The organism is Pigmentiphaga sp. CHJ604, assembly GCF_036972535.1.
Taxonomy (GTDB): Bacteria; Pseudomonadota; Gammaproteobacteria; order Burkholderiales; family Burkholderiaceae_B; genus Pigmentiphaga; species Pigmentiphaga daeguensis.
Genome location: NZ_CP136998.1, coordinates 953709 through 979240 on the forward strand (window position 1 = coordinate 953709; position 25532 = coordinate 979240).

The 25532-nt window shown below is 53.2% G+C and carries 23 protein-coding genes and 2 pseudogenes; 6 read left to right on the forward strand and 19 right to left on the reverse strand.

Going from position 1 to position 25532, the window contains the following annotated elements; genetic code table 11:
- Positions 1-39 precede the first annotated feature (39 nt).
- The 6 genes from rfbB to galU form a co-directional block, all read right to left on the reverse strand.
- A complete protein-coding gene (rfbB, locus tag R4823_RS04655) occupies positions 40-1053 on the reverse strand; it encodes a dTDP-glucose 4,6-dehydratase (RefSeq protein ID WP_338617681.1) in 1014 nt (337 codons plus the stop codon).
- The gene (gene rfbD, locus R4823_RS04660; RefSeq protein ID WP_338617683.1) at positions 1050-1931 is read right to left on the reverse strand and encodes a dTDP-4-dehydrorhamnose reductase; all 882 of its coding nucleotides are present in this window, start codon (positions 1929-1931) and stop codon (positions 1050-1052) included. The genes rfbB and rfbD overlap by 4 nt, the downstream gene beginning before the upstream one ends.
- Positions 1928-2494 (reverse strand): dTDP-4-dehydrorhamnose 3,5-epimerase, encoded by a 567-nt coding sequence (rfbC, locus tag R4823_RS04665; protein WP_279820558.1) that lies wholly within the window; start codon positions 2492-2494, stop codon positions 1928-1930. Before rfbC ends, rfbD begins: the two co-directional genes overlap by 4 nt.
- A gap of 25 nt (positions 2495-2519) precedes the next feature.
- Positions 2520-3341 (reverse strand): symmetrical bis(5'-nucleosyl)-tetraphosphatase, encoded by an 822-nt coding sequence (locus R4823_RS04670; protein WP_132979004.1) that lies wholly within the window; start codon positions 3339-3341, stop codon positions 2520-2522.
- Entirely contained in the window at positions 3338-4516 is a 1179-nt protein-coding gene (gene lptG, locus R4823_RS04675; RefSeq protein WP_132979003.1) for an LPS export ABC transporter permease LptG, read from the reverse strand. The genes R4823_RS04670 and lptG overlap by 4 nt, the downstream gene beginning before the upstream one ends.
- 71 nt (positions 4517-4587) lie before the next feature.
- Positions 4588-5430: a UTP--glucose-1-phosphate uridylyltransferase GalU gene (galU, locus tag R4823_RS04680; protein WP_279820563.1), complete on the reverse strand. Its 843-nt coding sequence runs from the start codon at positions 5428-5430 to the stop codon at positions 4588-4590.
- Positions 5431-5691: 261 nt separating this feature from the next.
- Between galU and R4823_RS04685 the strand changes: the two genes are divergently transcribed.
- The 4 genes from R4823_RS04685 (at position 5692) to R4823_RS04700 (ending at position 11318) form a co-directional block, all read left to right on the forward strand.
- Positions 5692-7311 carry a capsule assembly Wzi family protein gene (locus R4823_RS04685; RefSeq protein ID WP_338617685.1) on the forward strand — a complete coding sequence of 540 codons (1620 nt, stop codon included), beginning with the start codon at positions 5692-5694 and terminating at the stop codon, positions 7309-7311.
- Between the two features lie 95 nt (positions 7312-7406).
- Positions 7407-7856: a low molecular weight protein-tyrosine-phosphatase gene (locus R4823_RS04690; protein WP_338619116.1), complete on the forward strand. Its 450-nt coding sequence runs from the start codon at positions 7407-7409 to the stop codon at positions 7854-7856.
- A gap of 19 nt (positions 7857-7875) precedes the next feature.
- Positions 7876-9057 carry a polysaccharide biosynthesis/export family protein gene (locus R4823_RS04695; protein WP_338617688.1) on the forward strand — a complete coding sequence of 394 codons (1182 nt, stop codon included), beginning with the start codon at positions 7876-7878 and terminating at the stop codon, positions 9055-9057.
- Between the two features lie 14 nt (positions 9058-9071).
- Positions 9072-11318: a polysaccharide biosynthesis tyrosine autokinase gene (locus R4823_RS04700; protein WP_338617689.1), complete on the forward strand. Its 2247-nt coding sequence runs from the start codon at positions 9072-9074 to the stop codon at positions 11316-11318.
- Positions 11319-11514: 196 nt separating this feature from the next.
- Here R4823_RS04700 and R4823_RS04705 read toward each other — a convergent pair.
- Positions 11515-11709: pseudogene (locus tag R4823_RS04705) on the reverse strand (transposase domain-containing protein); the annotation flags it as partial.
- Between R4823_RS04705 and R4823_RS04710 the strand changes: the two are divergent.
- Positions 11695-12045 (forward strand): annotated as a pseudogene (locus R4823_RS04710) (IS66 family transposase zinc-finger binding domain-containing protein); the annotation flags it as partial. The pseudogenes R4823_RS04705 and R4823_RS04710 overlap by 15 nt on opposite strands.
- Before the next feature lie 129 nt (positions 12046-12174).
- On the opposite strand, the gene R4823_RS04715 reads toward R4823_RS04710, so the two are convergent.
- The 4 genes from R4823_RS04715 to R4823_RS04730 form a co-directional block, all read right to left on the reverse strand.
- Positions 12175-13265, reverse strand: a protein-coding gene (locus tag R4823_RS04715) for an IS3 family transposase (RefSeq protein ID WP_338617691.1) whose coding sequence is annotated in 2 segments (ribosomal slippage) — positions 12175-13034 and positions 13034-13265 — 1092 coding nt in all. Because the reading frame shifts where the segments join, the coding sequence is not laid out codon by codon here.
- A 41-nt stretch (positions 13266-13306) separates the two neighbouring features.
- Positions 13307-14833 (reverse strand): IS66 family transposase, encoded by a 1527-nt coding sequence (locus tag R4823_RS04720; RefSeq protein ID WP_338615244.1) that lies wholly within the window; start codon positions 14831-14833, stop codon positions 13307-13309.
- 56 nt (positions 14834-14889) lie between these two features.
- On the reverse strand, positions 14890-15234 hold the full coding sequence (gene tnpB / locus R4823_RS04725) for an IS66 family insertion sequence element accessory protein TnpB (protein ID WP_338615243.1): 345 nt from the start codon (positions 15232-15234) through the stop codon (positions 14890-14892).
- Positions 15231-15656, reverse strand: coding sequence for a transposase (locus tag R4823_RS04730; protein ID WP_338615242.1), 426 nt, complete (start codon positions 15654-15656; stop codon positions 15231-15233). Before R4823_RS04730 ends, tnpB begins: the two co-directional genes overlap by 4 nt.
- Before the next feature lie 563 nt (positions 15657-16219).
- Between R4823_RS04730 and R4823_RS04735 the strand changes: the two genes are divergently transcribed.
- Positions 16220-17761 (forward strand): hypothetical protein, encoded by a 1542-nt coding sequence (locus R4823_RS04735; protein WP_338617693.1) that lies wholly within the window; start codon positions 16220-16222, stop codon positions 17759-17761.
- Positions 17762-17808: 47 nt separating this feature from the next.
- On the opposite strand, the gene R4823_RS04740 is transcribed toward R4823_RS04735, so the two are convergent.
- Genes R4823_RS04740 through R4823_RS04775 form a run of 8 tightly spaced genes read right to left on the reverse strand, consistent with a single transcriptional unit; the run spans position 17809 to position 25526 of the window.
- Complete coding sequence (locus R4823_RS04740) at positions 17809-18897, reverse strand: glycosyltransferase (protein ID WP_338617695.1); 1089 nt, start codon at positions 18895-18897, stop codon at positions 17809-17811.
- Between the two features lie 7 nt (positions 18898-18904).
- Entirely contained in the window at positions 18905-20086 is a 1182-nt protein-coding gene (locus R4823_RS04745) for a hypothetical protein (protein WP_338617697.1), read from the reverse strand.
- A 30-nt stretch (positions 20087-20116) separates the two neighbouring features.
- The gene (locus R4823_RS04750; protein ID WP_338617698.1) at positions 20117-21235 is read right to left on the reverse strand and encodes an N-acetyl sugar amidotransferase; all 1119 of its coding nucleotides are present in this window, start codon (positions 21233-21235) and stop codon (positions 20117-20119) included.
- Positions 21222-21998, reverse strand: coding sequence for an AglZ/HisF2 family acetamidino modification protein (locus R4823_RS04755; protein WP_338617699.1), 777 nt, complete (start codon positions 21996-21998; stop codon positions 21222-21224). Before R4823_RS04755 ends, R4823_RS04750 begins: the two co-directional genes overlap by 14 nt.
- Complete coding sequence (hisH, locus tag R4823_RS04760; RefSeq protein WP_338617701.1) at positions 21998-22612, reverse strand: imidazole glycerol phosphate synthase subunit HisH; 615 nt, start codon at positions 22610-22612, stop codon at positions 21998-22000. Before hisH ends, R4823_RS04755 begins: the two co-directional genes overlap by 1 nt.
- Positions 22609-23850, reverse strand: a complete 1242-nt coding sequence (locus R4823_RS04765; protein WP_338617703.1) for an oligosaccharide flippase family protein — start codon at positions 23848-23850, stop codon at positions 22609-22611. The genes hisH and R4823_RS04765 overlap by 4 nt, the downstream gene beginning before the upstream one ends.
- Positions 23847-24944, reverse strand: a complete 1098-nt coding sequence (locus R4823_RS04770; protein WP_338617704.1) for a DegT/DnrJ/EryC1/StrS family aminotransferase — start codon at positions 24942-24944, stop codon at positions 23847-23849. The genes R4823_RS04765 and R4823_RS04770 overlap by 4 nt, the downstream gene beginning before the upstream one ends.
- On the reverse strand, positions 24945-25526 hold the full coding sequence (locus R4823_RS04775) for an acyltransferase (protein ID WP_338617705.1): 582 nt from the start codon (positions 25524-25526) through the stop codon (positions 24945-24947).
- Positions 25527-25532 lie beyond the last annotated feature (6 nt).

The following is a 25532-nucleotide window of genomic DNA, read 5'->3' on the forward strand; positions in this document are numbered from 1 at the left end:
TGTTACCCGTGTCCCGCGGCATGCGGGCGAGGCTGTTCATCATACGGCGACCCTGGCAAGATACCAGGCCAGCGTCTTCCGGATCGCGCCGTCGAAGTTTTCTTTCGGCACCCACCCCAGCTCCTCCCGCATCTTCCCCGCGTCGATCGCATACCGCCAATCATGCCCCGGCCGGTCCGCCACGAAGCTGATCAGCCGGCGATGCGGCGCGCCCTCGGGATGATGCTCGTCCATCAGCGCACACAGCTTCTCGGCGACCTCGATATTGTTCAGCTCGCACCCGCCGCCGATGTTGTAGGTCTCGCCCGTGCGTCCGTCGCGCAGCACGCGATCGATGCCCCGGCAATGGTCGTCCACGTACAGCCAATCGCGCGAATTGCCGCCGGTGCCGAACACCGGTATCGGCTGGCCGGCCAGGCAGCAGCGGATGATGGTGGGAATGAACTTCTCGTCGTGCTGGTAGGGGCCGTAGTTGTTCGAGCAATGCGTCGTCACCACCGGCAGTCCATAGGTGCGGTGATAGGCGCGCACCAGGTGATCCGAAGCCGCCTTGCTGGCGGAGTAGGGCGAGTTCGGCGCGTAGGGCGAGGACTCGGTGAAGGCCGCGTCGTCCGGCCCCAGCGAGCCATAGACCTCGTCCGTGGAAATGTGGTGGAAACGCCGCCCCGGGGCGGCGCGGCCCTCGGCCAGCCAGGTCTGCCGCGCCGCCTCCAGCAGCACGAAGGTCCCGTCCACGTTGGTGCGCACGAAATCGCCCGGCCCGGTAATGGACCGGTCCACGTGTGTCTCGGCGGCGAAGTGGACGATGGTGTCGACCTCGTGCTCGCGCAGCAGCCGCGCGACCAGTTCCGCGTCGCAGATGTCGCCGTGGACGAACACATGGCGGCCGCTGGCATCGAAGCGGGGAAGAATGCCGGGGTCGGCCGCGTAGGTCATCAGGTCCAGATTGACCACCCGCACGCCGGGATCGCTGGCCAGCAGATAGGCCACGAAGTTCGATCCGATGAAACCGGCGCCGCCCGTGACCAGGACATGCCGGGGAACATGATTCATGCCGCGTCCTTCCATGCGGACAACACCTCTTGCAATCCCGCGCGCCAGTCGGCCGGTTCCAGTCCCAGGACCTCGCGGCCTCGCGTGCCGTCCAGGACCGAATAGCGCGGCCGCCGGGCCGCCGCGGGGTAGTCGCCGCTGCGGATGGCCGCCACCGGGGGCGCGGTGGCCAGCAGGCCCGTATCGCGCGCCCGGGCCATGATGGCCTGGGCGAAGCCATGCCAGGTCGTCGCCGGCCCGCCCGGGTAATGATACGTGCCCCAGGGCAGCGCCTCGCCGTCCTGGATGCGCGCCGCCAGGCACAGCAGGGCTCGCGCGATGTCGCCCGCATGCGTGGGCGTGCCCGTCTGGTCCGCCACCACGCGCAGCGGCCGGCCTTCGCCGGCCAGCCGCAGCATCGTGCGGACGAAATTCCCGCCATGCGCGCCGAACACCCACGACACCCGCAGCGTCAGATGGCGGGGCAGTAGAGCCGGCAGCAGCCGTTCCCCCTCCCACTTGCTGCGGCCGTAGACATTCAGCGGATGCGGGGCGTCATCCTCGGTATACGGCGCGCCCTTGGCGCCGTCGAATACATAGCAGGTCGACAGGTGCAGCAGCGCCGCGCCCTGGGCCGCGCAGGCCCGGGCCAGGTTCCGGACGCCATCCCGGTTCACCGCCAGGGCCCGCTCGGGCTCGCCTTCCGCCTTGTCCACCGCCGTATGGGCGGCCGCGTTGATCACCACCCGGGGACGATACTCGGCCACGATGCGGGCGGTCGCCACGGGATCGCTCACGTCCCACTGCCCATGATCCAGCCCCACGACCCCCAGCGCCGCGCCGCGCAACACCAGCTCGCGCCCCAGCTGCCCGCCGGCGCCCGCGACCAGGATGGTCATGGCGTACCCCGATAGGGCGGCAAACGGTCGCGCGGCAGGTCGGCCAGCAGCGGCTGCGCCTCGTCCTTGGCCGACAGGACATACGGACCCGCGCCGGGCCAGGCGATGTCCAGCGCCGGATCGTTCCAGCGCACGCCGGCCTCGGCGGCCGCATCGTAATAGGCCGTGCACTTGTAGACGACCTCGGCCTCGTCCGACAGCACACAGAAGCCATGGGCGAATCCGGCGGGAATCCACACCTGCCGGTGGGCCTCGCCATCCAGTTCCGTGCCCACCCAGGCGCCGAAACGCGGCGATCCCAGCCGCACGTCCACCGCCACGTCGAAGATCCGGCCCCGCGCCACCCGCACCAGCTTGCCCTGCGCGCCCGGCCACTGGAAATGCAGCCCGCGCAGCACGCCGCGCCGCGACAGCGATTGATTCTCCTGCACGAACTCCGCCTGGATGCCGGCCTGCTCCAGCCAGCTCGCCCGGAACGTTTCCACGAAATACCCGCGCGCATCGCGCCGCACCTCGGGCGCCAACACCAGCACTTCCGGCAGGCGGGTTTCCAGCACGTCCACGGTCACACCTCTTGCCGGCGGGCGATCAGCCCGGCACCTGATACTGTTGGCAGGCCACCTGCACCAGCTTGTGGTCCTCCAGCCGCGCGGCGGTCAATTGCCCGCCCCAGACGCAGCCCGTGTCCAGCGACAACAGGCCCGGACGCTCCAGCAGCCCCAGCGTCGACCAATGCCCGAACACCACCGTGACCGACTCCGTCGCCCGGCCCGGCACGTCGAACCAGGGCATGAACCCGTCCGGCGCATGCCTGGCATTCGCCTTGGCCGCGAACTCCATAGTGCCGTCGGCCGTGCAGAAACGCATCCGCGTCAGCGCATTCACGATCACCCGCAGCCGATCCGCCCCCTGCAACCCGTCATCCCAGGCCGCCGGCAGATTGCCGTACATCTGGCCCAGGAAACCCTGCCAGTTCGGCCCGCGCAGCGTCGTTTCCACCTCGCCCGCCAAGGCCAGCGTCTGCGCCGCCGTCCAGCCGGGCAGCACACCCGCGTGCACCAGCAGGTGCCCCAACTGGAAATGCGCCAGCGGCCGATGCCGCAGCCAGGCCAGGATGTCGGCGGCGTCCGGCGCATCCAGGATCTCCTGGATCGTGTCCGACTTCCCCGCCTTGCGCAGCCCCGCCGCCACCGCCAGCAGATGCAGGTCATGATTGCCCAGCACCGCCACCGCCCGCTCGCCCAGCGACATCACCTTGCGTATCGTCGCCAGCGAGGCCGGCCCCCGGTTCACCAGGTCACCAGCGAACCAGAACCGCGCATCGGCATCGCCCGCGATCTCCGGCCGCGCAAGCAGCGACTCCAGCGGCGCGCAGCACCCCTGCAGGTCGCCGATCATCCAGATACTCATGTCGCCGCACCGGCCGCCTGCCGCCACCGGGCGCGCAGCAGATTGCCGTACTCCATTCCCAGCATCGCCAGCAACGCCAGCCCCAGCGCCAGCGCATTGGGCGCGACCGCCGTCACCCAGGCCGGCCAGCGATTCAACATGCCCACGTTCAGCGCCAGCTGATTCAACATGAAAAAGCCCACGCCCAGCAGAATGCCCAGGAAAATCTTTACCCCGACCCCGCCGCGCCGCGTCTGCATGAACCCCACGGGCGCCGCGATCGTGATCATCGCCAGTAGCGTGAACGGATAGATCAACTTCCGCCAGATGGCCACGATCTGCCGGTCCGACGTCAGATGGTTCTTATTCAGATAGCCCACATAATCCAGCAGATCCGTGAACGACATCCGCTCCGGCGTCAGCACCCGGGCAAGAAGCAATTCCGGCGTCAGCGTCGTCGACACCGTACGCTCGGCCTCCCGGGTCACCACCACCGGCGCCTGCGTCGCCCGCGTCCCCGCGTGCAACGAAGACTCCAGCGTGGGGGAAACCGTCGTGATCGCCACGTCATGCAGACGCAGCTCATTCGTACCGAAACTGGCCGTCTTCGCCTGCGTGATCGACGCCAGCTGCCGCGACGGCGTGAAATCGTACAGCGTCACATCCGAGGCGCCGCCGCCGGCCTGCATCGCTCCCACATTGATGATGCGCTCGCCGGTCGCGGCGTCCTCCTTGAACCAGTAGCCGCTGCGCAGCACCCCCGAAGACCGACCACCCGCGCTGCCCGTGATCGTCAGGCGCGTCTCGTTCAGCTTGATCTCGGCCGCCGGCGTCAACCACTCCGCCAGCACGATCGCCAGCATCATCACCGGCACCGACACCAGCCACAGCATCCCCAGCAGCCGCATCCCGCTTACCCCCGACACCCGCAGGATCACCAGCTCGTGCCGCTGCGCCAGCCCCGCCAGCGCCAGGATCGCCCCGATCAGCAGACCGATGGGCAGGATGTCATAGATCCGCGTCGGCAGCGCCAGCAACTCCAGGAACAACAGGTGATACAGCTTGAAGCCGCCGCGGCCCACCTGGTCCAGATCGTCCACCAGGGCGAAGAACGAGAACAACCCCACCAGCGCCATGAGGACGACGGACGAGGAACGATAGATTTCGGTGGCCAGGTAACGGCGGGCGGTCTTCACGGCGTATAGAGAAACGGGCGGCCCGTTAGTGTAAAGGATGGCCGGCGCCCAAAGGCCGGCCCCGCCGCAGCTTACTTCACTTCGAAACCGTGATACTTCCTGCCCAACGCGACCGTGGCCTCGAACAGCCCCGTCTTGCTGCCGCAGTCGTAACGCTTGCCGTCATAGCGATGCGCGAACACCTTGCGCTTGGCCTGCATCAGCGCCGCGATCCCATCCGTCAACTGGATCTCGCCGCCGGCGCCCTTGCCCAACGTACGCAAGTGATCGAATATCTCGCCTTCAAGCACATAGCGGCCCACCACCGCCAGCGTGGACGGGGCGTCCTCCGGAGCCGGCTTCTCCACCATGTTGAATACCTGGGCGGTCTGCCCCGAAGCGTCCCGCGTGTCGACGATCCCGTACTTCGACGTATCCTGCCGGTCCACGTCCTGCACCCCCAGCACGCTGCCGCCGTTCGCCAGCGCGGCATCGACCAGCTGCTTTGTAACAGGCACGTCGGCATCGATCAGATCGTCGGCCAGCAGCACCGCGAACGGCTCCCGGCCCACCACCGGTTCGGCGCACAATACCGCATGGCCCAGACCCAGGGGAGCAGGCTGCCTAATATAGATACAGTTCACCGATGGCGGGATGATGTTCTTCACCGTGCGCAGCAGCTCGATCTTGTGCTTGGCCACCAGCTCGGCTTCCAGCTCGGGGATCGTATCGAAATGATCCTCGATCGCCCGCTTGTTGCGGCCGGTGATGAAGACCATCGTAGAGATCCCCGCCGCCACCGCTTCCTCGACGGCGTACTGGATCAGGGGCTTGTCGATGACGGGCAGCATCTCCTTCGGCATGGCTTTTGTTGCAGGAAGGAAACGCGTGCCCAGGCCCGCAACGGGGAAGACGGCGGTACGGATCGGTTTCATAGAAGAGACTCGAGAAGAGGTGAGAATGTGAGGTTGCTAGGCATGTTACTCGACTTGCTTCTCGTTCCGGTGCGCTGGGGGGCTGAAGTTGAGTGCAAAGAAAAGTGAAAAAGCGTTTGTTACCGTGGATCAAACTTTGGTTACGGGGGCTATCATGTCTGTATCAGGTGCAAACCTGAGGATCATGAAACCTTCATCGCGGGAAGATCGCAAATTTGTTATAGAAATTAAGGGCGATAGGGAGGCTAAGGGTTTCATGGTATGTTTGCTCGCCCTGTCTTCTCTATGGAGATTGGGGTTTACCCTTATTTCTGCCGCGTTTCACCCTCTCTCTTCCTACTGCCTATCGTGCTAAATAACGGGTTGATTTGCTTGAAAACACTCACCAGCCTGCGTGGTGTCCGACTAGTTGTAATCTGCCTGCTGGGGATTGTTGGCCCTTTGACCTGTGGCATCGTCCGTGCGCAGAACGCAGCCATGGTCGAGGCTGGTAATCAGGAGCTTCGAGACGACCTCCAGTGGTTGGTTGACCGCGAGATCATCGGCTATGTGTCCACGGCCACATGGCCGATCCCTGTCTCTGTTCTAGAGACAGCGCTCGAGGCTCGCAAGAAAAAGGAACTGACGCGGGCCGATGTACATGCGATCCTATCTGTGCGGCGCTATTTGGATGACCAGAAGCGTACTAGCTTCGGGGTTACTGCTCAGGTCAACACCGACTCATTGCCGCAGTTAGGCTTTGCCAGTCAGAGTTTGGCCGCAGGCACGGGTGGGGTGTACCTACAGGGAGGGGGGGATGACTTCGCAGGCAAACTGCAGGTTAATGGATTGCTTGACCCCCTTACGAGCAAGCAGGCAAAGGGAAGTTTAGAAGGTAGTTATATTTCAGCTCAGGTTCTAGGGCAGGCTTTATATGTCGGCCAACTTGCACATTTTTGGGGTCCGGGAGTCGATGGAAGTCTGAATTGGGGAAATGCAGGCACCTCTATTCCGGGAATTGGTTTGCAGCGAGCTAGGCAAAGCGCACCAGAACATGAATGGTTGTCTTGGATCGGACCGTGGGGATATGAGTTATTCCTCGGGCAACTGCAGCATGACAAGGCGGTGCCGGGCGCCCGAGTAATCAATATGCGGGTTTTTGTTCAGCCTCTTAAAGGGTTGGAGCTGGGTGCTTCTCGATTTATTGAGTGGGGCGGGCGGGGACGAGATAATGGGTGGGGATCACTTTGGAACGCTTTGAGAGGAAACTCAAACGATGTAACCCCGGGTAGAGATCCCAGCAATGAGCTGTCCGGATTCGACATGAGATATACATTCGGACTTGGTGGTAATCCAGTTACTGTATATAGCCAAGTTGCTGGTGAAGATGAGGCCGGAGGGCTGCCATCTCACTATCTGGCTCAGTTAGGGGTCCAATACAAACATGCCCTAGGTGCGACACGTATGCAATGGCACGTGGAAGCTGCTGATACGACTGCGAGTCGTATTTTCGGTCTGGGAGACGGAAGAGCAGGAACGGCGTATAACCACATTACCTATAAAGATGGCCTGTACCATGATGGATTGCCAATAGGTCATCCAATCGGGGGGTCTGGGCGAATGCTTTCGGCTGGGGTGGTTGTGATTCCAGACGATTTTCGATATTCGTCAAGATATGGCTTCCGGGTAATGCAGGCTCAGACCAATGTGGCTATGCAGGCGACCAATCAAGCATTTCCGGAGCAGGCGCGATGGTACGCTGCTGAGCTTTCATATAGCTGGCGCATTAACTCTGCTCGGTTTCAGGCTGGATTTTCCCTACTGCGCCGCACAGCTGGAAAAATTGATAATGGCTTTAGTGTGATGTTTTCGATGAATGTTCCTTTGCGAGGAGCGTTCTGAAGGCAGAGTTCTTGCCGTTTCTAAGATTCAGAGTGTGATTTAGGTTTCTTATGTTTTCTAAGCAGTCAAAATCTACTGATCCAGTCCTTCTTGTGATGTGCACTGGGAATGTCTGTCGTAGCCCAATGGCTGAAGCATTAATGGCTCACTACCTCTCTCAGCGTAGGTTAGCGGCAGCAGTAATTTCTCGCGGATTAGCTGCTCCAGTTGGCCGTCCGCCGCATCCGTATGCAAAGGAGGTTTCGTTATCCCACGGCATAGAAATTGCGCCGGATAAACGTGCTTCTACGGTAAGCAGTGCCGATATGAATATGGCAGCTGCAATTTTTGTGATGGACTCAGGGCATCGCCGCGAAGTGCAACAACGCTTTCCTACTGCGAGTGGTAAGACTTTCCTGTTGGGGCAATGGCAAGGATTGGAGATAAGTGACCCTATTAACGAGCCTTTGCCGTCGTTTGAACGAGTTTGGAAACAGTGTGAAGATGGAACGGTCGCCTGGATAACGCGATTGGCTGAAGCCGGGATGCTGCGTGTCGCAGCGTGAGCTGAGGGTAGGTTTTCTCATGAAAAGTATGTTGATGGGAGTTTTCGGATCTATGGCACCCAATTTTTCTATTGTGCCGAATGTCGCTCGCTTATCGGGGTGTCTGATTGGGTGTACCTTAGTTGTTGGATGTTCTCTCGTACCTGGCCAGTATTTAGGTGTTACTCCAAAAATAAATGAAACGGACGAGGCTTATGTATATGACATAAGCGATGTCGAATCAATCGAAAAAAGAGCCGACATATACCCAATTACACCCGCGACAATAGAAAAAAATTATCAAGAACGTGCTAAGGCCGAGGCGCGTTTGGGAAGAATAAAAGAAATTTCTGGAAGCGGTAGTCGCGAGCAATATAGTTACACTGTCGCCCCGCAAGATATATTGCGTATCACTGTTTGGAATCATCCAGAATTAAATAATCCATCGGGTGTTTTAAATGATTTGCAGGGCAGGGTGGTAAACAATGACGGATCTTTTTTTTACCCCTATGCGGGTCAAGTGAAGGCCGCGGGAAGAACTGTTCAGGAAATCAGAGATAGCTTGGCGAAAACATTGTCGGCTGTGCTGGTGGAGCCGCAAGTAGATGTTTCGGTATTGACATATCGCGGAAAGCGCGCGTTCGCAATGGGGCAATTGGAAAAACCAGGAGTTGTCCCTATTACCGACGTTCCATTAACCATCACGGATTTGATATCTCAGGCTGGAGGCCTCAAGCCCGAGGCGGACTTGATGGCAGCCTCGTTAATGAGAGGAAGTAAAGCAATTCCTGTAGATCTTTATGCTCTATATTATCAAGGGGATATTTCACAAAACCTCCAATTACAGGCTGGAGATATACTGACCGTTCCGGAAAATCGCTACAACAAGATATTTGTCCTTGGCGAAGTTGGCAAGCCGCAGTCCATCGTCATGCCCCGTGGTCGTTTGAGTCTGGCAGAGGTTGTGTCGGATTCAGGGGGATTTAATCCACTTAGTTCAAATGCGGGCCAACTGTACGTGATTCGATCTGGTCCTAACGGCAAGCCGCAAATTTGGCATTTGAATGCTGCTGCACCCGATGCGTTAATTTTGGCGGATCGATTTGACTTACGGCCGCGAGATATTGTCTATGTAGACCCTGCAAATGTTGCTCGCTTCGGTCGGGTTGTGAACAATATTATTCCAACGGCGACAGTTCTCCGTGCAACAGTTCAAAATTAAAGCGGCTTCTGAATATGACGGAAATTAACTCAGCTAGAGCAACAGCTAAAGTGACAGAATTGGCGGATGAAATTAACTTATCTGACGTTATAGATACGTTATTACAGTATGCATGGGTGATCGTCGGATTCTTCGTGGCTGCAATTTGCATTGGAGGGCTTTATATAGTCTTGGCCACGCCAATCTATAACGCGGATGCGTTAATTCAGGTCGAAGATAAAAAGACAAGTGCAATCGCCGGCTTGCAAGAGATTGCCCAAGCGCTTGGAACTGAGACGAGTCCAGTGAGCGGTGAGGTAGAAATTCTGCGTTCACGCGAGGTCGTCATGAAAGCGATCGCTGCGACACGTGCGGATATCGAAGTAAAACCGAACTATTTTCCGTTAATAGGTGCTTGGGTTGCTCGCCGATATGAGGATGATGATGCCGCTTCATCACTCTGGGGCCTAGATAGCTATGCTTGGGGCGGGGAAAAACTTACCATTGAAGCTTTCGAAGTACCTGAGGCAGCTTTGGGTGAAGAATTTTTTGTTCGGGCCAAAAATGGAGGCTTTGAACTATTAAATGACGATCGAGACGTAATTGCCTCTGGGCATATTGGTGAAGTTTTGGGCTTTGAGGTAAATGGTAGGAAAGGGAAGCTCCTTGTTGTAAATTTAAAGGCGAGAGACGGTACGCTCTTCAAGGTTGTTCGCCAGGCGTCCGTTGATGTTTATCGGGATATTCTTGAAAATCTGTCGATCAGTGAAGTAGGGAAGCAAAGTAGCGTTATCCGAGTTAGATTTACTGACTCCGATGTTGAGTTCGCTAGGAATTTTGTCAATTCTATTGCACGTGCCTATCTGACTCAAAACGTCGAAAGGCGCAGCGCAGAGGCAGATCAAAGTCTAAAATTCCTTGAAGAACAACTCCCAGAGATAAAAAAGAGTGTGATTCGTGCAGAGGATGCGCTAAATACATTTCGAACAAAAACAAATACTGTCAGTGTTGAAAAAGCGACTGATAGCTTGCTTCAGCAAGCTATCGAAACAGAAAAAGAGCGCATTCGGTTGCAATTAAAACGGGACGAATTGAGACAGCGTTATCGTGCTGAGCATCCTGAATTGAAAGCAGTAGAATCCCAACTGGCGGTATTGAACAGAGAAACTACATCGATTAATGATCAGGTAAATAGGTTGCCGGCGGCCCAGCGAGACTTGCTTAGACTGCAGCGTGATGCAGAAGTAAGTAATGAGCTATATGTGGCGTTGTTAAATAACGCTCAGCAATTAAAGGTTGCCAAAGCTGGAACGGTAGGGAATGTCAGGATAATTGATTTTGCAGTACGAGATACAAAGCCCGTTGCTCCTAAGAAAGCTGTAGTTGTTGCCGTTGCGGCTTTAATTGGACTCTTGTTCGGGATCGTTGCCGCCCTAGTGGTTCGCATGCTTCGTCCTACTCTTAGAGACGTTAGTGAGGTAGAACGAGCCACGGGCTTGGTGTCTTTTGCTAGTATTCCGGAAAGCGTCACGCAAGAGAACCTCGATTCTAGTAAACGCGATAAAGAGGGCCGGCGAGCGATCGTACCTGGTCGTAGTCAATTACTGGCTGTTCTGCAGCCAGATGACCCCGCTATCGAAAGCTTACGTTCATTGAGAACAGGGTTGACTTTCGCAACCTTGGGGGCTGTTAACAAGAACATTGTAATTAGCGGAGCTACGTCTTCCTTGGGAAAGAGTTTCGTCTCTGCAAATCTTAGCGTTTTGCTTGCCTCGACAGGTAAGCGGGTCTTGCTTGTCGAAACTGACATGCGACGTCCTCAACTAGGAGCCTACTTCGGTTACGATCATGTTCAAGGACTATCTAATTATTTAGCAGGGCAGAATTCATTGAATGATGTTCTTATTCGAAATGCATCATCTGTTGATGGATTAGATGTTTTGCCCTCCGGACAAATCCCACCTAATCCAGGAGAGCTTCTGTTAACAGATAATTTTGCTAGGCTCTTGGAAACGTTGCAAAACGAGTATGATCATATTGTATTAGATTCGGCTCCCATTCTCCCGGTTGGCGATACTTTAGCTGTTGCACGCCGAGCAGCAACCGTTTTCTTGGTAGTTCGAGCGGAAGTTAGCACGGCCGGTGAAGTGCGAGATGCTGTTCGAAAACTGGAGGCTGCGGGTTGCGCGGTTAAAGGCATGATTTTCAATGGAATTAAGCGGCGGCGAGTGGGGTATGGCTATGCTTATCGCTACTATTACGGATATGGCTCAAAAAATTAATTTTTATATCCAATTGATTGGATAGTTTTTATAGAATTCAAGAATAAATATTTTTTTGGCAAGGGAAAAATCCTTGCCTTTTTCTTTTTATGTGCGCCCAGCATGTGCGGTCGCGAGTAAGCGCCTGCCGAATCCATCTTGACGATTGGAATCAAACCGCAGGTTTCCAGTAAGCGGTCCACAAAGGCCAGGGTATTCAGCTGACGGTTTCGGTGACTAAATCCGTGACATGCATATTCCACGGCAACAAGGCCTCGTAATCGTCGGCAGTACGAGCAGTGGGCAACTGTCGCAGCACGCGGCGCAGCCACGTATACGGCTCCAGGCCGTTGGCCTTGGCCGTTTCCACCAGCGAGTAGATCAACGCGCTGGCCTGCGCGCCGGCAGGCGTGCCCCGCTGCCGGCCGAGTTGCCGCGCCTGGACATCGTTCACGAGGTGCCCGAAGCCGAGCGTACCTGCGCCTGCGGCACGCCGATGGTGGTGATCGGTGAAACGATCAGCGAGCAGCTGGACATCGTGCCGATGCAGATCCGGGTGCTGCGCCACATCAGGAAGCGCTACGCGTGTCCAGGCGGCGACCAGGCGCCCGTGATCGCGCCCGTTCCCGCGCAAGTGCTGCCCAAGAGCAACGCCAGCAATGACCTGCTGGTGATGCTGCTGACCATGAAGTATGTCGACGGTCTGCCGCTGGCGCGCTTCGAGCACATTCTGGCGCGTGCCGGTGTACGCGTAAGCACCCCCGTCAAGTAGACAGCGGCCGATAGAGATTCGGAGCGTGGGTTAACCGGGGCATATACTGCGCCGGCGGGACGCCACCCAACGCTTCATGGGGGCGGTATGGTAATGCCCCCATTCTTACTGGGTCGCAGAAGTAGAAACTGATGCGGCCATGGCCAGCCGCTGCTTTGGTGTGAACCCGCCCAATGCCATATTCGGGCGTTCGTGATTGTAGGACCACATCCAGCGCGTGGCGTGGTCCTGCACATGCGCCAGGTCTTCCCACTCGTACTGTGACAGCCATTCGTACCTGGCCGTCCGGTTGAAGCGCTCGATATAGGCATTTTGCTGCGGCTTGCCGGGCTGGATGAAGTCGAGCTTGATGCCCCGCTTTTGCGCCCAGGCCAATAACGTTGAACCCGCGTATTCCGGGCCGTTGTCGCAACGAATCGCCAGGGGCCGTCCCCGCTGTTCGATGATCTGGTTCAACACCCGTGCTACCCGAGCAGCAGGAAGCGAGAAGTCCACCTCGATCCCCAGCGCCTCACGATTGAAGTCATCGATCACGTTGAAGGTCCGAATGCTCCGGCCGTCGGCCAACTGGTCATGCATGAAGTCCATCGACCAGACTTCGTTGATGGCCCTGGGAACCTCCAGCGGCTGCGGCATCTGCCGAACCAGCCTTTTGCGAGGTTTGATGCGCAGGTTCAGCTCCAACTCCTTGTAGATGCGGTACACGCGCTTGTGGTTCCAGCCAAATCCACGCACGTTGCGCAGGTACAAGAAGCACAGCATGAAGCCCCAGGTGCGATGGTTGTCGGTCAGGCGCATCAGCCAATCGGCAATCTCCTCGTTCTCGGCCTTGAGCTTGGCTTCGTACCGATAGCAGGATTCGCTGATACGAAAGACTACGCAGGCCACACGGATCGATGCTCGCCTGGACCTGACCACTTCCTTGGCCATCTCGCGTCGGCGAGACGGCCTCAGGACTTTTTTGCCAGGTACTCCGAGGCGATCTCGGCTTTGAGCTTCTCCTCGATGTACATCTTGCGCAGCCGAGCGTTCTCCGCCTCCAGCTCCTTCATGCGCGCCATCATCGACGTGTCCATGCCGCCGAACTTCGACCGCCACTTGTAGAACGTCGCCGAGCTCACGCCCAGTTCCCGGCACAACTCCGGCACCGCCAACCCACCCTCAACCCGCTTGATCGCCTCGACGATCGTAAGCATCCGGGCAATACCGTCTTGACCGGATGCGTTACTGGGACCGTTTAAAGGCTAACGTTCCAGGGCAGCAGCGCCGCGACGTCGTTGACGGGATGGTCGGCGATCACGGTGAGCACGTGGCGCAGGTAGGCCTCGGGATCGATCCCATTGAGCTTGGCCGTTTCCATCAAGCTGTACATGGTGGCGGCCCGCTCGCCGCCGCGGTCCGACCCCATGAACAAGTAATTCTTGCGACCGACGGCGACGCCGCGCAGCGCGCGCTCGGCAGCGGTGTTGTCGATCTCCAGTTCGCCGTCATCCAGATAGCGTGTCAGTGCCTGCCACTGGTTCAAGGCATAGCCGATGGCATCGGCGAGGGTGGACTTGCGCGACACTGTAGGCAACTGTGCCTGCAGCCAGGCGTGCAGGGCTGCCGTGATGGGCGCGGCGCGCGCCTGGCGCTGCTCACGCCGGGTCGTGGGTGGACTGCCCCGGATATCGGCTTCGATCCGGTAGAGTTCGCCGATGCGCGCGAGCGCTTCGGTGGTGACCGGCGTAGGCCGGTCAGCATGGATGTCGTAGAACTTGCGCCGGGCGTGTGCCCAGCATCCTGCCTGGATGACGCGGCCTGTTTCGTAGACCGCGTTGTAGCCGGCGTACGCGTCGGCCTGCAGCGTGCCGCTGAAGTGCTTCAGATGCTGCTGCGGATGGATACCTTTGCGATCCGGCGAGTAGCGGAACCAGACGGCCGGCGCCACCGTGCTGCCGCTGGGGCGATCATCGCGCACATACGTCCACAGCCGTCCTTGGCGGGTCTTACCGTTGCCCGGCATCATCACCGCCACCGGCGTGTCGTCGGCGTGCAGCTTGGTGCCGGCGAACACGTGGTCGTGCAAGGCGTCGAGTAACGGCGCCATCAGGCGGTGACCGGCGCCGACCCAGTCGCCCAGCGTGCTGTCGGCCAGCTCGACGCCTTCGCGCGCGTAAATGCCGCTCTGGCGATACAACGGGATATGGTCCGCGTATTTGCTGACGAACACGTGCGCCAGCAGGCCGGGGCCCGGCAAGCCGCGCGCAATGGGTCGGCTCGGCGCCGGCGCCTGCGCGATCCGGTCACAGCAACTGCAAGCCAGGCGCGGCCGCACGTGGCGCACCACGCGCAAGCTCGACGGCACGTACTCGAGCATCTCGCTGACGTCTTCACCCAGCCGCTTCCAGGCTCCGCCGCAGTCCGGGCAATTGGCCATCGGCGGCAGGTGCTCATGCGTGTCCCGAGGCAGATGTTCAGGCAGCGGCCGGCGAACCGGCGTGGACCGCTCGGACGATTGGCGTTCGACCGCCGGCGTACGCTCGCCCTGATTGATGTGGAGTTCTTCCAACTCGAGTTCGAGTTGTTCGATCTGGCGCAGCAGCTTCTCGGACCTCTGGCCGAACAGCATGCGCTGCAGCTTGGCCAGCAGCAGCGTCAGCCGTTCGATCTCCCGCTTGTCGTCGTGCCGGGATTGTCGCAGCGTGGCCTGCTCTTCGCGCAGCGACATCACCAGCGCCTTGAGCGCGTCGATATCCTCGGGAAGCGGGGTGGCCGTTTGCATGCCGGCATTCTATCAGCGGCGATGCGCGGCATGCCGTTGATATCAACGGCGCGGCGTCAGGCCTGTGTGGGGCGGTTCGTGCGCGCAGGACGACGCCAGTCGATGCCTTCGAGCAGCATCGACAGCTGGGCTGGCGTCAGATGCACCGTGCCCGACTCGGCACCGGGCCACACGAAGTGCCCATGCTCGAGCCGCTTGGCCAGCAGGCACATGCCGTCGCCGCTGAACCACAACACCTTGATGCGATCACCCTTGCGGCCGCGGAAGACGAACACGTGGCCGCTGAACGGATCTTCCAACAGCTTGTGCTGCACGATCGAGGCCAGGCCGTCGAATCCGCGTCGCATGTCCGTCGACCCAGCCGCCAGCCAGACACGGGTTCCCGATGGCAGGCCGATCATGCGCGCAGTGCGTCGAACACGCTGCGCAGGCCGGCAGCATCTGGCCGTCCGAAGACCACCACGCGCACCGGCCCGATATGAACTTCGATCCGATCTGAGACGGGCGTTGCCACCGCAGCGCCTCGCCCCGACGGATCGCCGGCATGATCACGGTCGACCTCGACAGCCACCAGCCCAGTCTGCCGGGGCTCGATCGCCCCTTGATGCCGGAACTGCCATCGCCAGGTATGCAACAGGTTGGCATTGATGCCGTGGGCAAGAGCAACCTTTGCAATCGACGCGCCTGGCGCCATCGATTCGATCACTACCTCGCGCTTGAACTCGGCCGCGTAGCGGCGCCGGCTGCTCGCGCTGTTCTTCTCAACGTCAACAACAGAATCTCTCTTCATGATCGTGATGTCCATCAACGAATAAATGGACATCTAGATTGGAGAGATTTACGACAGAACGACAGACGGTACTGGCCGGAGTCTTACCGACGATCTGGCTATCCGTGAACTTCGATCGCTTCATCTGTAGAACTCCCTGTTCGAGAAAATTCTACTTCTGACTCCCAGGCTTTACAGGGGGCATTACCGAGCCGTATACGTGGCTGCGCCGCGTGCTGCGACAGTTGCCCACTGCTCGTACTGCCGACGATTACGAGGCCTTGTTGCCGTGGAATATGCATGTCACGGATTTAGTCACCGAAACCGTCAGCTGAATACCCTGGCCTTTGTGGACCGCTTACCTTCAATCATGACGCAGTGAACTGTGCACGACTTCCGGTCATGCAAATAGGATGCGGTTTATGGAGCACATACGTCTTACCAATGCCAAACCCCGCCGAATCGGTCACGTTCCCGAAATCGGCGGTCACGTTCGCCGAAATACGCAGGCCGGCGCTTACGAAAAGTCGATTGAGGACTGAACTAGAACTGGCTCAGCTTGGTCAAACTTCTCAAATTCAGGTACAGGTGAGACCTGTCTTAATGGAGGCCCGATCATGAAAAAAATTCGTCGTAAGCTCCTAGGAGCCCTTCTGGTCCCGGCAGCATATTTTGGACGTTCCAAAGCTGCAACGGTAGATCAAGCAGAAGGTACCAACGAGAAGCCTGGGCTAACTTTCGCAGATAGAAAGGTAGAGCCATTTCTAGGGGCCGACCTTGGATCTATCAAGTTTACACAATCAGGTGTGGGAGCGGTGCCATCGAATGTCCTGGAAAAACTAAGAAGAATAATTATCGAGCCAGAAGACTTCGGGGCAGTCGGAGATGGCGTTGTGGATGATTTTCAAGCCTTACAATTTGCACTCCAACAAGCGGGAAAAATAACAGGTGGAGTAGTTCGCGGCCGCGCGGGGAAAATATATAGATATACCAAATCGCTGGTAATACCTGCGTCTTGTACGCTATCTGGTGAAGGGTATCTATCGGATCCCCCTAGCGAGAAGTCAAGTCATGGGACCATCTATCTTAAAGATGGAAATTTTAATGGGATAACGTTGTCAGAATGTTCATCTTTATCTAACTGCTCTCTAGTGGGGGCGCCTGGGAATAAAGGTGACGGTGTTTGTCAGATTGGTACTCGATCCTCCGTTAATAATGTATCTATGTTCTATCATGGGCGTGATAACTACCGAATAGGGAGTGATTCTAGCAGCGATAATACTAATATGTGGCGAGGGGTGAATATAATTAGTTATGGGGCTGGAAGGAATGGTATTTTTGTCGATCACCAGTCAAAAGATCCGCTGCATCCAGATGTAAACTGCGGTTTACTAATGGGAGCTGATTGTCGTCAATCCAGATCTGGGGCTGGCTTGAAACTTGGGAGATGCTCGGATAATACTATTATCCAAGTGTCTGCTCAATTCAACGGGACTGGAATATTGCTAGATAAATATGCAAAAGGAAATGTTATCGTATCTTACTATGTTGAAGGGAATTTAGATAAAAATTTCTCTTTATCAGATGGTGCTATCAGAAATTCAGTCCTTAGTACGACAAATGGCGCTACTTCCTCTGACGTACTATCCGATGCCGGCAGCGACAACTATGTTATCGGGCGTGATTCGAAAACTGGATTTCCCTATTTGAAGTCTCCAATGATTTTTAAAGAAATAGACCTCAACTCGTCTTCTGGTGCCGGTTATATGAGTTTTTCTTCAAATGGAGAAAGAAAATTCAATCTTGAATTGAAGCAAACGGACGCGGACGCAGTATTATCTATTCGCTCAGCCGGAAAGGGACGTTTACGACTTCGCCTTGGTGAAGGTGCTACAGTGAGTGAAGTTCTTCGTCATGATATATTCATAGAAGCAATGGTCATTTCCCCGTTCGCATCACAAGAAAAACTCTTAAATTTGGCGGGAGTAAATGATTCTATGAGTTTTTACATAATTCCAAAATTTAAGCCACCGGAAGGAGTGGTATGGAATGCATTTATTGACGATCAGCAGAAGGCGAAAGTGCGAATTTCTAATATCACAAATTCGGAAATTTCATTGAAAGGGGGAGTATGGCGAATTGAAGGGGTTGCAGCGTAAAGAAAGGCGCTATGAAAAATCGAGAAGAGTCTCTTTTCATACATGCGTTATTTCAGCATAAGGTCTTCAAAGTAATCTAAAACAGCTTCGTTGCAAAATCTGTGTTTAGCATCTTGCACAATACGAGATAAATGTGGAAAATTCCTCTGGCACTGTAGTGTTTTAAGAATAAGTTCAGACAAAAACTTCGCATTCAGTTTCGGGTTTATGTAATGTAACCCGCAAATATTTTCACCGAAATCCCTAGAATCGCCGGTGTCGCTGACATAGACTTCACAACCATGAAGCAAGGACTCTGCAACGACCCTAGAAGGATAGTTAGTTATTTCTTGTAGTGAGAAAACTATGCTGCATTCGGGGAGAAGTTTTTTGGGCTGAATAAAGCCTAAATACTTTATGGGTATGCCTTGGTCACTGAGAGTTTTGATTCTTTCTTTAACTTCTTCTTCCAGCTTGCCATGGCCCGCGATAAAAAAACAAAAATCTGGCGGAACTTCATTTTGAAGGCGGGTCCAGAGAGCGGGCAAAATGTTGAGGAATTCAAAAATCCCTTTTCCCTCGATCAAGCGACTTATCATGCCAACAATAGGACGCTTCGCGATAAAAGAAATGTTCGCTTGATTTTCTGAGTAAACAAACGTTCCGCCCGGAGTAAGTGAAATTTTTTCAGCGGAGGAGATTTTATATGAACAAACTGCTTGATGTATGCTAGGGTTCAAAACATCAACCCTTCGAGCAAATATCATTGCAATATATTGCCGAAGCTGTGAGCGACTCCGTAAGGTGAATCGAGGAGCATAGTAGCAGTTGGTAAGGGAAATCGAAAAAACTTGTTTTGAGAAAAAATGCAGGAAAAACAATGCATTGACTGGGTAGTGGAATTTGTCTAACGCTCTTGTATTCTTTTTCCACCACTTAAAATATTCAAAACAAAAACTTAATAATGAGGATTTCTCAGCCCCAAGAATAACTACCGAGGGTAAGAATTTTTTGTCAATCTGCGCCAATTTTGCCAATCTTGCGCTCGTGACTAGCGTTAGATCGACTCCTCGCTCTCTCAAAGAGCAAAAGATATCTATAAAGCGGCGCTCTGCGCCCCCTACTGATGTGGCGACAATAACAAGGTAATTTGCCATTCTTGCTTTATTCCGACGAGCAAGGCGAAGGCGATTTATTTCGCATCTTGTAAACAATAACAAAAAATGCAGACCAAAGATAAAGCGTATCTATCATCCACGAGCGATGAAGCATAATAATAATCGCGATTGTGGCTACCCCGAGACCGATTAACGCGTTGTGGAATTTGAACGATGTCTTTAAAATGTAGAAAACAGAAAATAAAAATATCGCTATGGCCAACAAGCCGTACTTTGCCGCGAAAGCATCCCAGTTCGAGGAATACTCATTAAGGCTGGTCAGATAGTCCCTGCCTGATCCAAAAATTAACTGTGCAGGTGTATAGGCTTGTAGGTCAAGCGAAAAATCAGCCCGAGCCTGGAGAAGTGGCTGATCAGAAAGAAGTTTGGACAACAGGAAATTATCGATAAGATCCCTTGCAAGTATATAAAATACTAAACAGACTAAGGAAAGGAAAACTAATGAACCGAATCTACGTTCTCGTATTAAAAAGAGAACTAGAAAAGAGATATAGCTGCCCAATGAGAGGGTCGAGAGTAATGTCAAGAAGAGAAGCTTGTTTGACTTGCTAGCCAACAATCGTTCTTCTGTGGCTAAGAGCAAAACTATATATATCCCAAAGTGCCCTGGCTCACCAAACCAGCCGGAATTTCTGACTATTGTCAGACCGCCAAAATTGGATATCTGCGAGCTTAGATAGCTCATCCCATAGTAAAGGATATATTGATCGCTTTCTTGAGGGCGAAAATTTTGGCTAATCGTAATGCTTGGGAAGGGAGCGCCAAGCGTGAGAAAAATCATCGAAACAAGGCTGATGGCTGAAATTACTACAAATATGTTCTTTAAAATTTTCCAGCTCGTAGTAATATTTCCGCCAAAATAATAAACACCTACGATCAAGGCGTAGGAGTAGGCAATAGGTCTAATCGATAGACTATCTGCTAAACGAAAAGGAGCCGCTACATAAAGGAAAAAAAAAGTGGCAATGATGAGAAGACTAAAGATCTGCTTTTGAGGTCTGCGCAATGATCCTCTCAAAAGAATCGAGAGTGAAAATAATAATGCTATGAGAGAAAAGGCAATTTCTGGCGAATTCCACACAAAGAAAGGCTGCATGGAAACAAAAATAAGAGCGCTATAAAGGTAACAGGCTACGCTTAGACGGTTTTTTTCGCTAGTATCTACCATTATTGATGTCATCAATGAGGAATTGTTTTCTCAGCGATTTAAAATATTATATGCTTTTTTCAGAAACTCCCACGCTGGTTTTTCTGTAGCATAGTCAGAGTGAGGTTTTTCCGGTCGTGCTAAATACTTATCTAATTGTTGTTGCGACCACCGCATTTTTTTTAGAAAGTAACGGATATCTTGCTCCAAAGCTTGAGGGCTAGGATAGGGCGAAGTACCTAAACTCGCCACGGCCTCGTCTCGGGAGAGTTGGCCTGTGCTCACCAAAGTACTCAGATGCAAGCGTCGCTTATCGACAGCAAATTTTTTCGGAAGGATATATCCTTGATAAAAGCGCGTAAAAACAGATTCATAGTGCTTGTATGGATAAGGTTTGTATGAATAGTGCTCAACGAGCTCCTTAACTGCCAATTCTTTTTCATATTCAAAGTAATCAAGAAAGGAGATCCATTGGATTTTCTTAATCACTTCATATTTTATGTGATCTAAGACCCCCATCGCCGGGAACGTTCTCATAGATCTGACCCCGTGGCGATGAGCAATGGAGCGTATATTCCGTTTGTCTCGTTTGAACCAATTCCATCCCGCAGGCATACGTATTCCTTCTGTTGATTGATTGGATCCCGAGAGAATGTATTTTGTTTTGTGTTCTGCCGCGAGTTTGTAGTTCACAGCCAGCATCGCGTTATCGTAGAGCAACTCCACATCGATCACATCAGCATCAAAAAAGGCATTCATAAGGTCTCGATACTCGTCCCAGTCTATAACGTGAGTATAGAGATCAACGCCCAATTTTGTGACGATATTTGAAATATTATTCTGTGCTAACTCGGAGTTCCACCCATTATCCATATGGACAGCAAGTGGGCGAAGCCCCAAATCTATGGCTTTGACCAATGCCCATGAGCTGTCGACTCCACCGGATACTCCAATAATACAATCGTAGGACTGGCCGCGGCCTTCGGTTTTCACCTTCTGAATAAATTTATTCCGTAAAACTTCGCGCTCTTGAGAGGAGCAGTTCAATATGTGTCGTGAACGATTGAGGAATTCACTGCAGAAATTGCAATAGCCCTCTTTATCAAAGGTTATATTCGAAGCACTGGTGTCCATTACGCAGCGGCGGCAGGTAACATTAGGTTCTTGCATGGTTTTGAAAGGCTTTCTCGATTGCATCGGGCGTTGGATAAGTGATCAATACTGCTCGATGCGGGCCATAAAAAACAAAAAATGCTCCGACAGCAATTGCATTGGCGCCGGAACTCGCTGCTTTTACTATATCCTCAAGAGACTTGGTACCGCCGCCCAGAACCAATGGTACTGGAATGTGCTGCGCTACCTTAGATAACAAATCTAAGTCCAATCCGGTCAACGTTCCATCACGATCAACTGAGTTAAGAAATATCTCACCTGCCCCGGAATCTAGTGATACCTTCAGGTGCTGTTCAATTGATATTTTTCTTTCGAGAGAGCGAGTGGCATAGCGATAGAGGTGATATTTTCCAAAAAAGCCTCGTTTTATATCCATGCAGACCACTACGCTTTGACTCCCATAACGGTCCGCAATTTCTCTGATGAGACCCGGATTTTGGAGTGCTGCCGAATTGATCGCAATTTTCTCTGCCCCCGCTCGAAAGACATTTGAGGCTTGCTTTAAGTTTTGAATCCCCCCTCCATAGCACAGGGGCATGAAGCACTCGCCTGCCAGCTCTTCAATAAGCCTATAATCGGGTTCCCTGTTGTCGATAGTCGCCGATATGTCCGTAATTATGAGTTCATCAACGTTTTTTTCATTAAAAATTCTTATTGCATTTACTGGGTCACCGACATAACGGGCGTCCGAGAATTCCCTCGTTTTAACTAATTTGCCATTCTTTATGAGGAGAGATGGAATAATGCGAGGTGGGATCATTACTTAGCATGTTCCGCAAAATTCTTCATTAGAGCCATGCCAAAACGGTGGCTCTTTTCAGGGTGAAATTGTACTCCGTAGATGTTATTTTTTTGAAACGAAGAGACAAATGAGTTCCCGTACTCAGTTTTTCCTATAACGACTTCTTCTTCGCTACAAGCAATGAAATAGGAGTGAACAAAATAAAATCGCTGAGAATCAGTTTCGCTAATCAATGGATTGGGTCTAACAACCGATACTCTGTTCCATCCCATATGGGGTACTTTATGTTGACTATCCTTCATGAATCGAAATCGTTGCACCGATGCATCCACCCATCCTAGTCCAGGCAATTGCCCTTCCTCGCTTTGGGTGCACATGAGTTGCATGCCTAGACAAATTCCGAGAATGGGCGTTTTTTTATCTATAACTGCTTCGTGCAAAAAATCACTCCATCCTCCTTTGTGCAACTGCTGCATCCCATGATCGAATGCACCGACGCCGGGCAATATGAACTTGGTAGCGTTGATAGCTTGTGCAGGGGATGTTGCAATTTCAAATTGATGCCCGCAGGCTAGTAGCATGTTGCCGACGGAACGTATGTTGCCAAACTCGGCATCAATAATAACAATCATTTTTTTCCTTTGGCGCAGCGATAAGACATGCCGAGGTAAATGATATAAAGAAATGAATATGCAATCGTATAGTAGAGAACCGCAGCGTGCAAGTTTTCCGCGAAAGAGAAAATCATTGCGGTGAAAAATAGTAAGACGCTCTGCCAAATCAAATCATATGATTGCCAGTTTCCCACGTACAAGGTATAACTTAGCGGGCTAGCAATAAACTTCAAACAATAAAGTGGGAGCATTGTTTTTGCTAATGTCCCGGCTTCCATCCATTCAGCACCAAAGAGAAGGGAGAACGTTGGCTCTAATAGATAAAATGCCAAGCTAGCAGGGATAATTGAGATCAGAGTGAGCGTCTTAAGCATTTTAAGGTAAGCTGTTAGGCAGCTTCCATTTTCTCGATACTCTGAACTTGCTTGTTCTTTAAATACTGGCAAAATTGAACCTGCCAGCAATGAAATTGGTGCGACCATTACTCTGGTTGTTAGAGCATAGAACGCGACAGCGGCCGTGCCGAACTTGGCTCCGAGCAAAAAAACAGGGAGTTGAGAGGAGAGGACGTTGATTAAGTCCGCAGGCATTGAGAAGATGGGGAATCGTCGATGCTTTCTGAATACCTCGCGCATCTCCGCTGCTCGTGGTAAGCGCAATGAGCCTGAAGAAAATTTTCTTAGCAATAGAACACCCAACGCCACAGATGCGAGCATGCCAATAGCATGGGCGAGGATAAGTGATTTAGCCGTCGAAAAAATCATTGCTGCAAGAATCAAAAGCAGGGAAATGATCAGCGCTTGAAAAAATTTTAGAAAGCTAAGGGTAGAAAATCTAGATTGATATGAAAGAACCGCTTGAATGCCAGTGAAAATAGAAAGAGAAAAGGTAGTTGCCGCAATGGCTGTGGACGATCCTTTGAGTGAATCAAGATTTTTTGAGAAAGGAAAGTTTCCTATAAAAAAAATAGAAAAACCGACCAATATGGAAACTGTTAGTGAGGTTATGAATATAGTACCGAGTATTCGGAAGACATCCTTTTGGTTGTCTTCCAAAAAAATTGCCATATCCAATCGCGCAGAAGCCAGCACGACTGTTACGGCGGCTACGCTGATAGCAAACAAATAACTCCCAACATCTGCCTGCGAGAGCGAGCGAGTCAGGAGTGGAAGTGTAGCCAACAGAAGAAGCTGGGCCCCCAATGTTCCTGCAGTAACTGTTAGAACCTTCTTCCAAAATTGGCTAAATGCTATCATGTGGTGAGAGAAATTGTTGAGATCAAAGCGTCGGCAATCGTCTGCTGCTGTAGCAGTTGCATATACGGATGCATGGGTAAGCTCAATACTTCTCGTGAGGCTTGATCACCAACGGGAAGTTGTGCATGGGGATCGTTTACAGCTGGTTGCTGATTTAGTGGAATTGGGTAATGAACGGCTGTTGGAATTCCTATGGATTTCAGTCGCTCAATAACTTGATCTCTATTGGGCACTCGAACAGTGTATTGCGCATAAACACTCTTGCATTCAGGAGCAACCTTAGGGTAGGAGTAAAACCCTCGCTCTTCAAATACTTGAGCATATTGGGTCGCCACACGGCCTCGCAGTTCAATTTCTTGTTCAAAAATTTCGAGCTTTGCCAATAATATGGCTGCCTGGATTGTGTCCAAGCGACTGTTTACGCCCACTCGTACGTGATGATAACGACGATCTTGTCCATGTCGAGCGATTTGTCGAAGGGTGCGGGCCAAGTGTTCGTCATTGGTGAAGATTGCTCCACCGTCACCGTATGCGCCGAGGGGTTTGCTGGGGAAAAAACTTGTGCAAGCTATCGTTGATAGATTGCAGGACCGTCTTCCCCGATATTCTGCACCGAAACTTTGAGCCGCGTCTTCAATAACAGGAATGTTTCTGCTTGACGCAATTGCATTTATTTTATCAAAATCTGCACATTGCCCATAAAGAGAAACAGGAATAATTGCTTTGGTTCGTGGGGTGATCGCCTGTTCCAACGAATTGGGATCCAGGTTATATGTCTTGGCGTCGATATCAACATATACAGGTTTAGCGCCGAGGAGTGCCGCGGCCTCAGCTGTAGCTATATATGTGAAACCTGGAGTGATCACTTCGTCTCCGGGGCAAACTCCCAACGCCATGAGAGAGATTTGTAACGCGTCAGTGCCGTTCGCACAGGTTATGCAATAAGCTGCGCCACAAAATTCGGCAAGTTTCTTTTCTAAGAGTTCTACTTCTGGGCCTAAAATATATTGCCCGTGAGCGAGAACCTGCGCAATACCCGCATCGATTTTAGCTCGGATCTGAGTTTGTTGAGTTTTCAAGTCAATGAATTGCATTTAGTCCTCCTTCTTCGTGAGTGTTGTTCCTGTTAAGCGATATACTTCGCCTGTTTGCGGGCAGGCGGCTTCTCCGACACCTGAAGTGGGGAGTGAAAGCCTTTCTCCATGTTCACTCATCCAACCAATTTGACGTGCTGGGACACCGACTACTATGGCGTAATTGGGGACATCTCTATTTACAACCGCCCCAGCTCCTACAAAGGCGAAGATGCCAACTGTAGTCCCGCACACTATTGTGCAGTTTGCGCCTAACGTCGCACCCCGTTTGATCAACGTAGTGCGATATTCGCTCTTTCGATTAACTAGGGCTCTCGGATTATATACGTTCGTAAAGACCATGCTGGGGCCGCAGAAAACGCCGTCTTCAAGGGTGACGTTGTCGTAAATCGAGACGTTGTTTTGAATTTTGCAGCTGTTTCCAATGGAAACTTGATTGCCGACAAAGACGTTCTGTCCAATTGAAACATTAGTTCCAATCCGAGCATGTGACGAGATATGGCAGAAGTGCCATATCTTGGAGCCATTTCCGATGTTGGCGCCTTCATCTACGACGGAGCTTGGATGGAGAAAGTAGCTCATGGCGTT

Coding starts and splice junctions, on each gene's coding strand:
- rfbD (WP_338617683.1), bottom strand. CDS start 1,931: ATGACCATCCTGGTCGCGGGCGCCGGCGGGCAGCTGGGGCGCGAGCTG.
- R4823_RS04770 (WP_338617704.1), bottom strand. CDS start 24,944: ATGCAATTCATTGACTTGAAAACTCAACAAACTCAGATCCGAGCTAAA.
- R4823_RS04720 (WP_338615244.1), bottom strand. CDS start 14,833: ATGCAAACGGCCACCCCGCTTCCCGAGGATATCGACGCGCTCAAGGCG.
- R4823_RS04745 (WP_338617697.1), bottom strand. CDS start 20,086: ATGGTAGATACTAGCGAAAAAAACCGTCTAAGCGTAGCCTGTTACCTT.
- tnpB (WP_338615243.1), bottom strand. CDS start 15,234: ATGATCGGCCTGCCATCGGGAACCCGTGTCTGGCTGGCGGCTGGGTCG.
- R4823_RS04775 (WP_338617705.1), bottom strand. CDS start 25,526: ATGAGCTACTTTCTCCATCCAAGCTCCGTCGTAGATGAAGGCGCCAAC.
- R4823_RS04750 (WP_338617698.1), bottom strand. CDS start 21,235: ATGCAAGAACCTAATGTTACCTGCCGCCGCTGCGTAATGGACACCAGT.
- R4823_RS04765 (WP_338617703.1), bottom strand. CDS start 23,850: ATGATAGCATTTAGCCAATTTTGGAAGAAGGTTCTAACAGTTACTGCA.
- galU (WP_279820563.1), bottom strand. CDS start 5,430: ATGAAACCGATCCGTACCGCCGTCTTCCCCGTTGCGGGCCTGGGCACG.
- R4823_RS04695 (WP_338617688.1), top strand. CDS start 7,876: ATGAAAAGTATGTTGATGGGAGTTTTCGGATCTATGGCACCCAATTTT.
- R4823_RS04690 (WP_338619116.1), top strand. CDS start 7,407: ATGTGCACTGGGAATGTCTGTCGTAGCCCAATGGCTGAAGCATTAATG.
- R4823_RS04685 (WP_338617685.1), top strand. CDS start 5,692: ATGTTTGCTCGCCCTGTCTTCTCTATGGAGATTGGGGTTTACCCTTAT.
- R4823_RS04755 (WP_338617699.1), bottom strand. CDS start 21,998: ATGATCCCACCTCGCATTATTCCATCTCTCCTCATAAAGAATGGCAAA.
- R4823_RS04730 (WP_338615242.1), bottom strand. CDS start 15,656: ATGTCCATTTATTCGTTGATGGACATCACGATCATGAAGAGAGATTCT.
- R4823_RS04700 (WP_338617689.1), top strand. CDS start 9,072: ATGACGGAAATTAACTCAGCTAGAGCAACAGCTAAAGTGACAGAATTG.
- rfbB (WP_338617681.1), bottom strand. CDS start 1,053: ATGAATCATGTTCCCCGGCATGTCCTGGTCACGGGCGGCGCCGGTTTC.
- R4823_RS04735 (WP_338617693.1), top strand. CDS start 16,220: ATGAAAAAAATTCGTCGTAAGCTCCTAGGAGCCCTTCTGGTCCCGGCA.
- hisH (WP_338617701.1), bottom strand. CDS start 22,612: ATGATTGTTATTATTGATGCCGAGTTTGGCAACATACGTTCCGTCGGC.
- R4823_RS04670 (WP_132979004.1), bottom strand. CDS start 3,341: ATGAGTATCTGGATGATCGGCGACCTGCAGGGGTGCTGCGCGCCGCTG.
- R4823_RS04740 (WP_338617695.1), bottom strand. CDS start 18,897: ATGGCAAATTACCTTGTTATTGTCGCCACATCAGTAGGGGGCGCAGAG.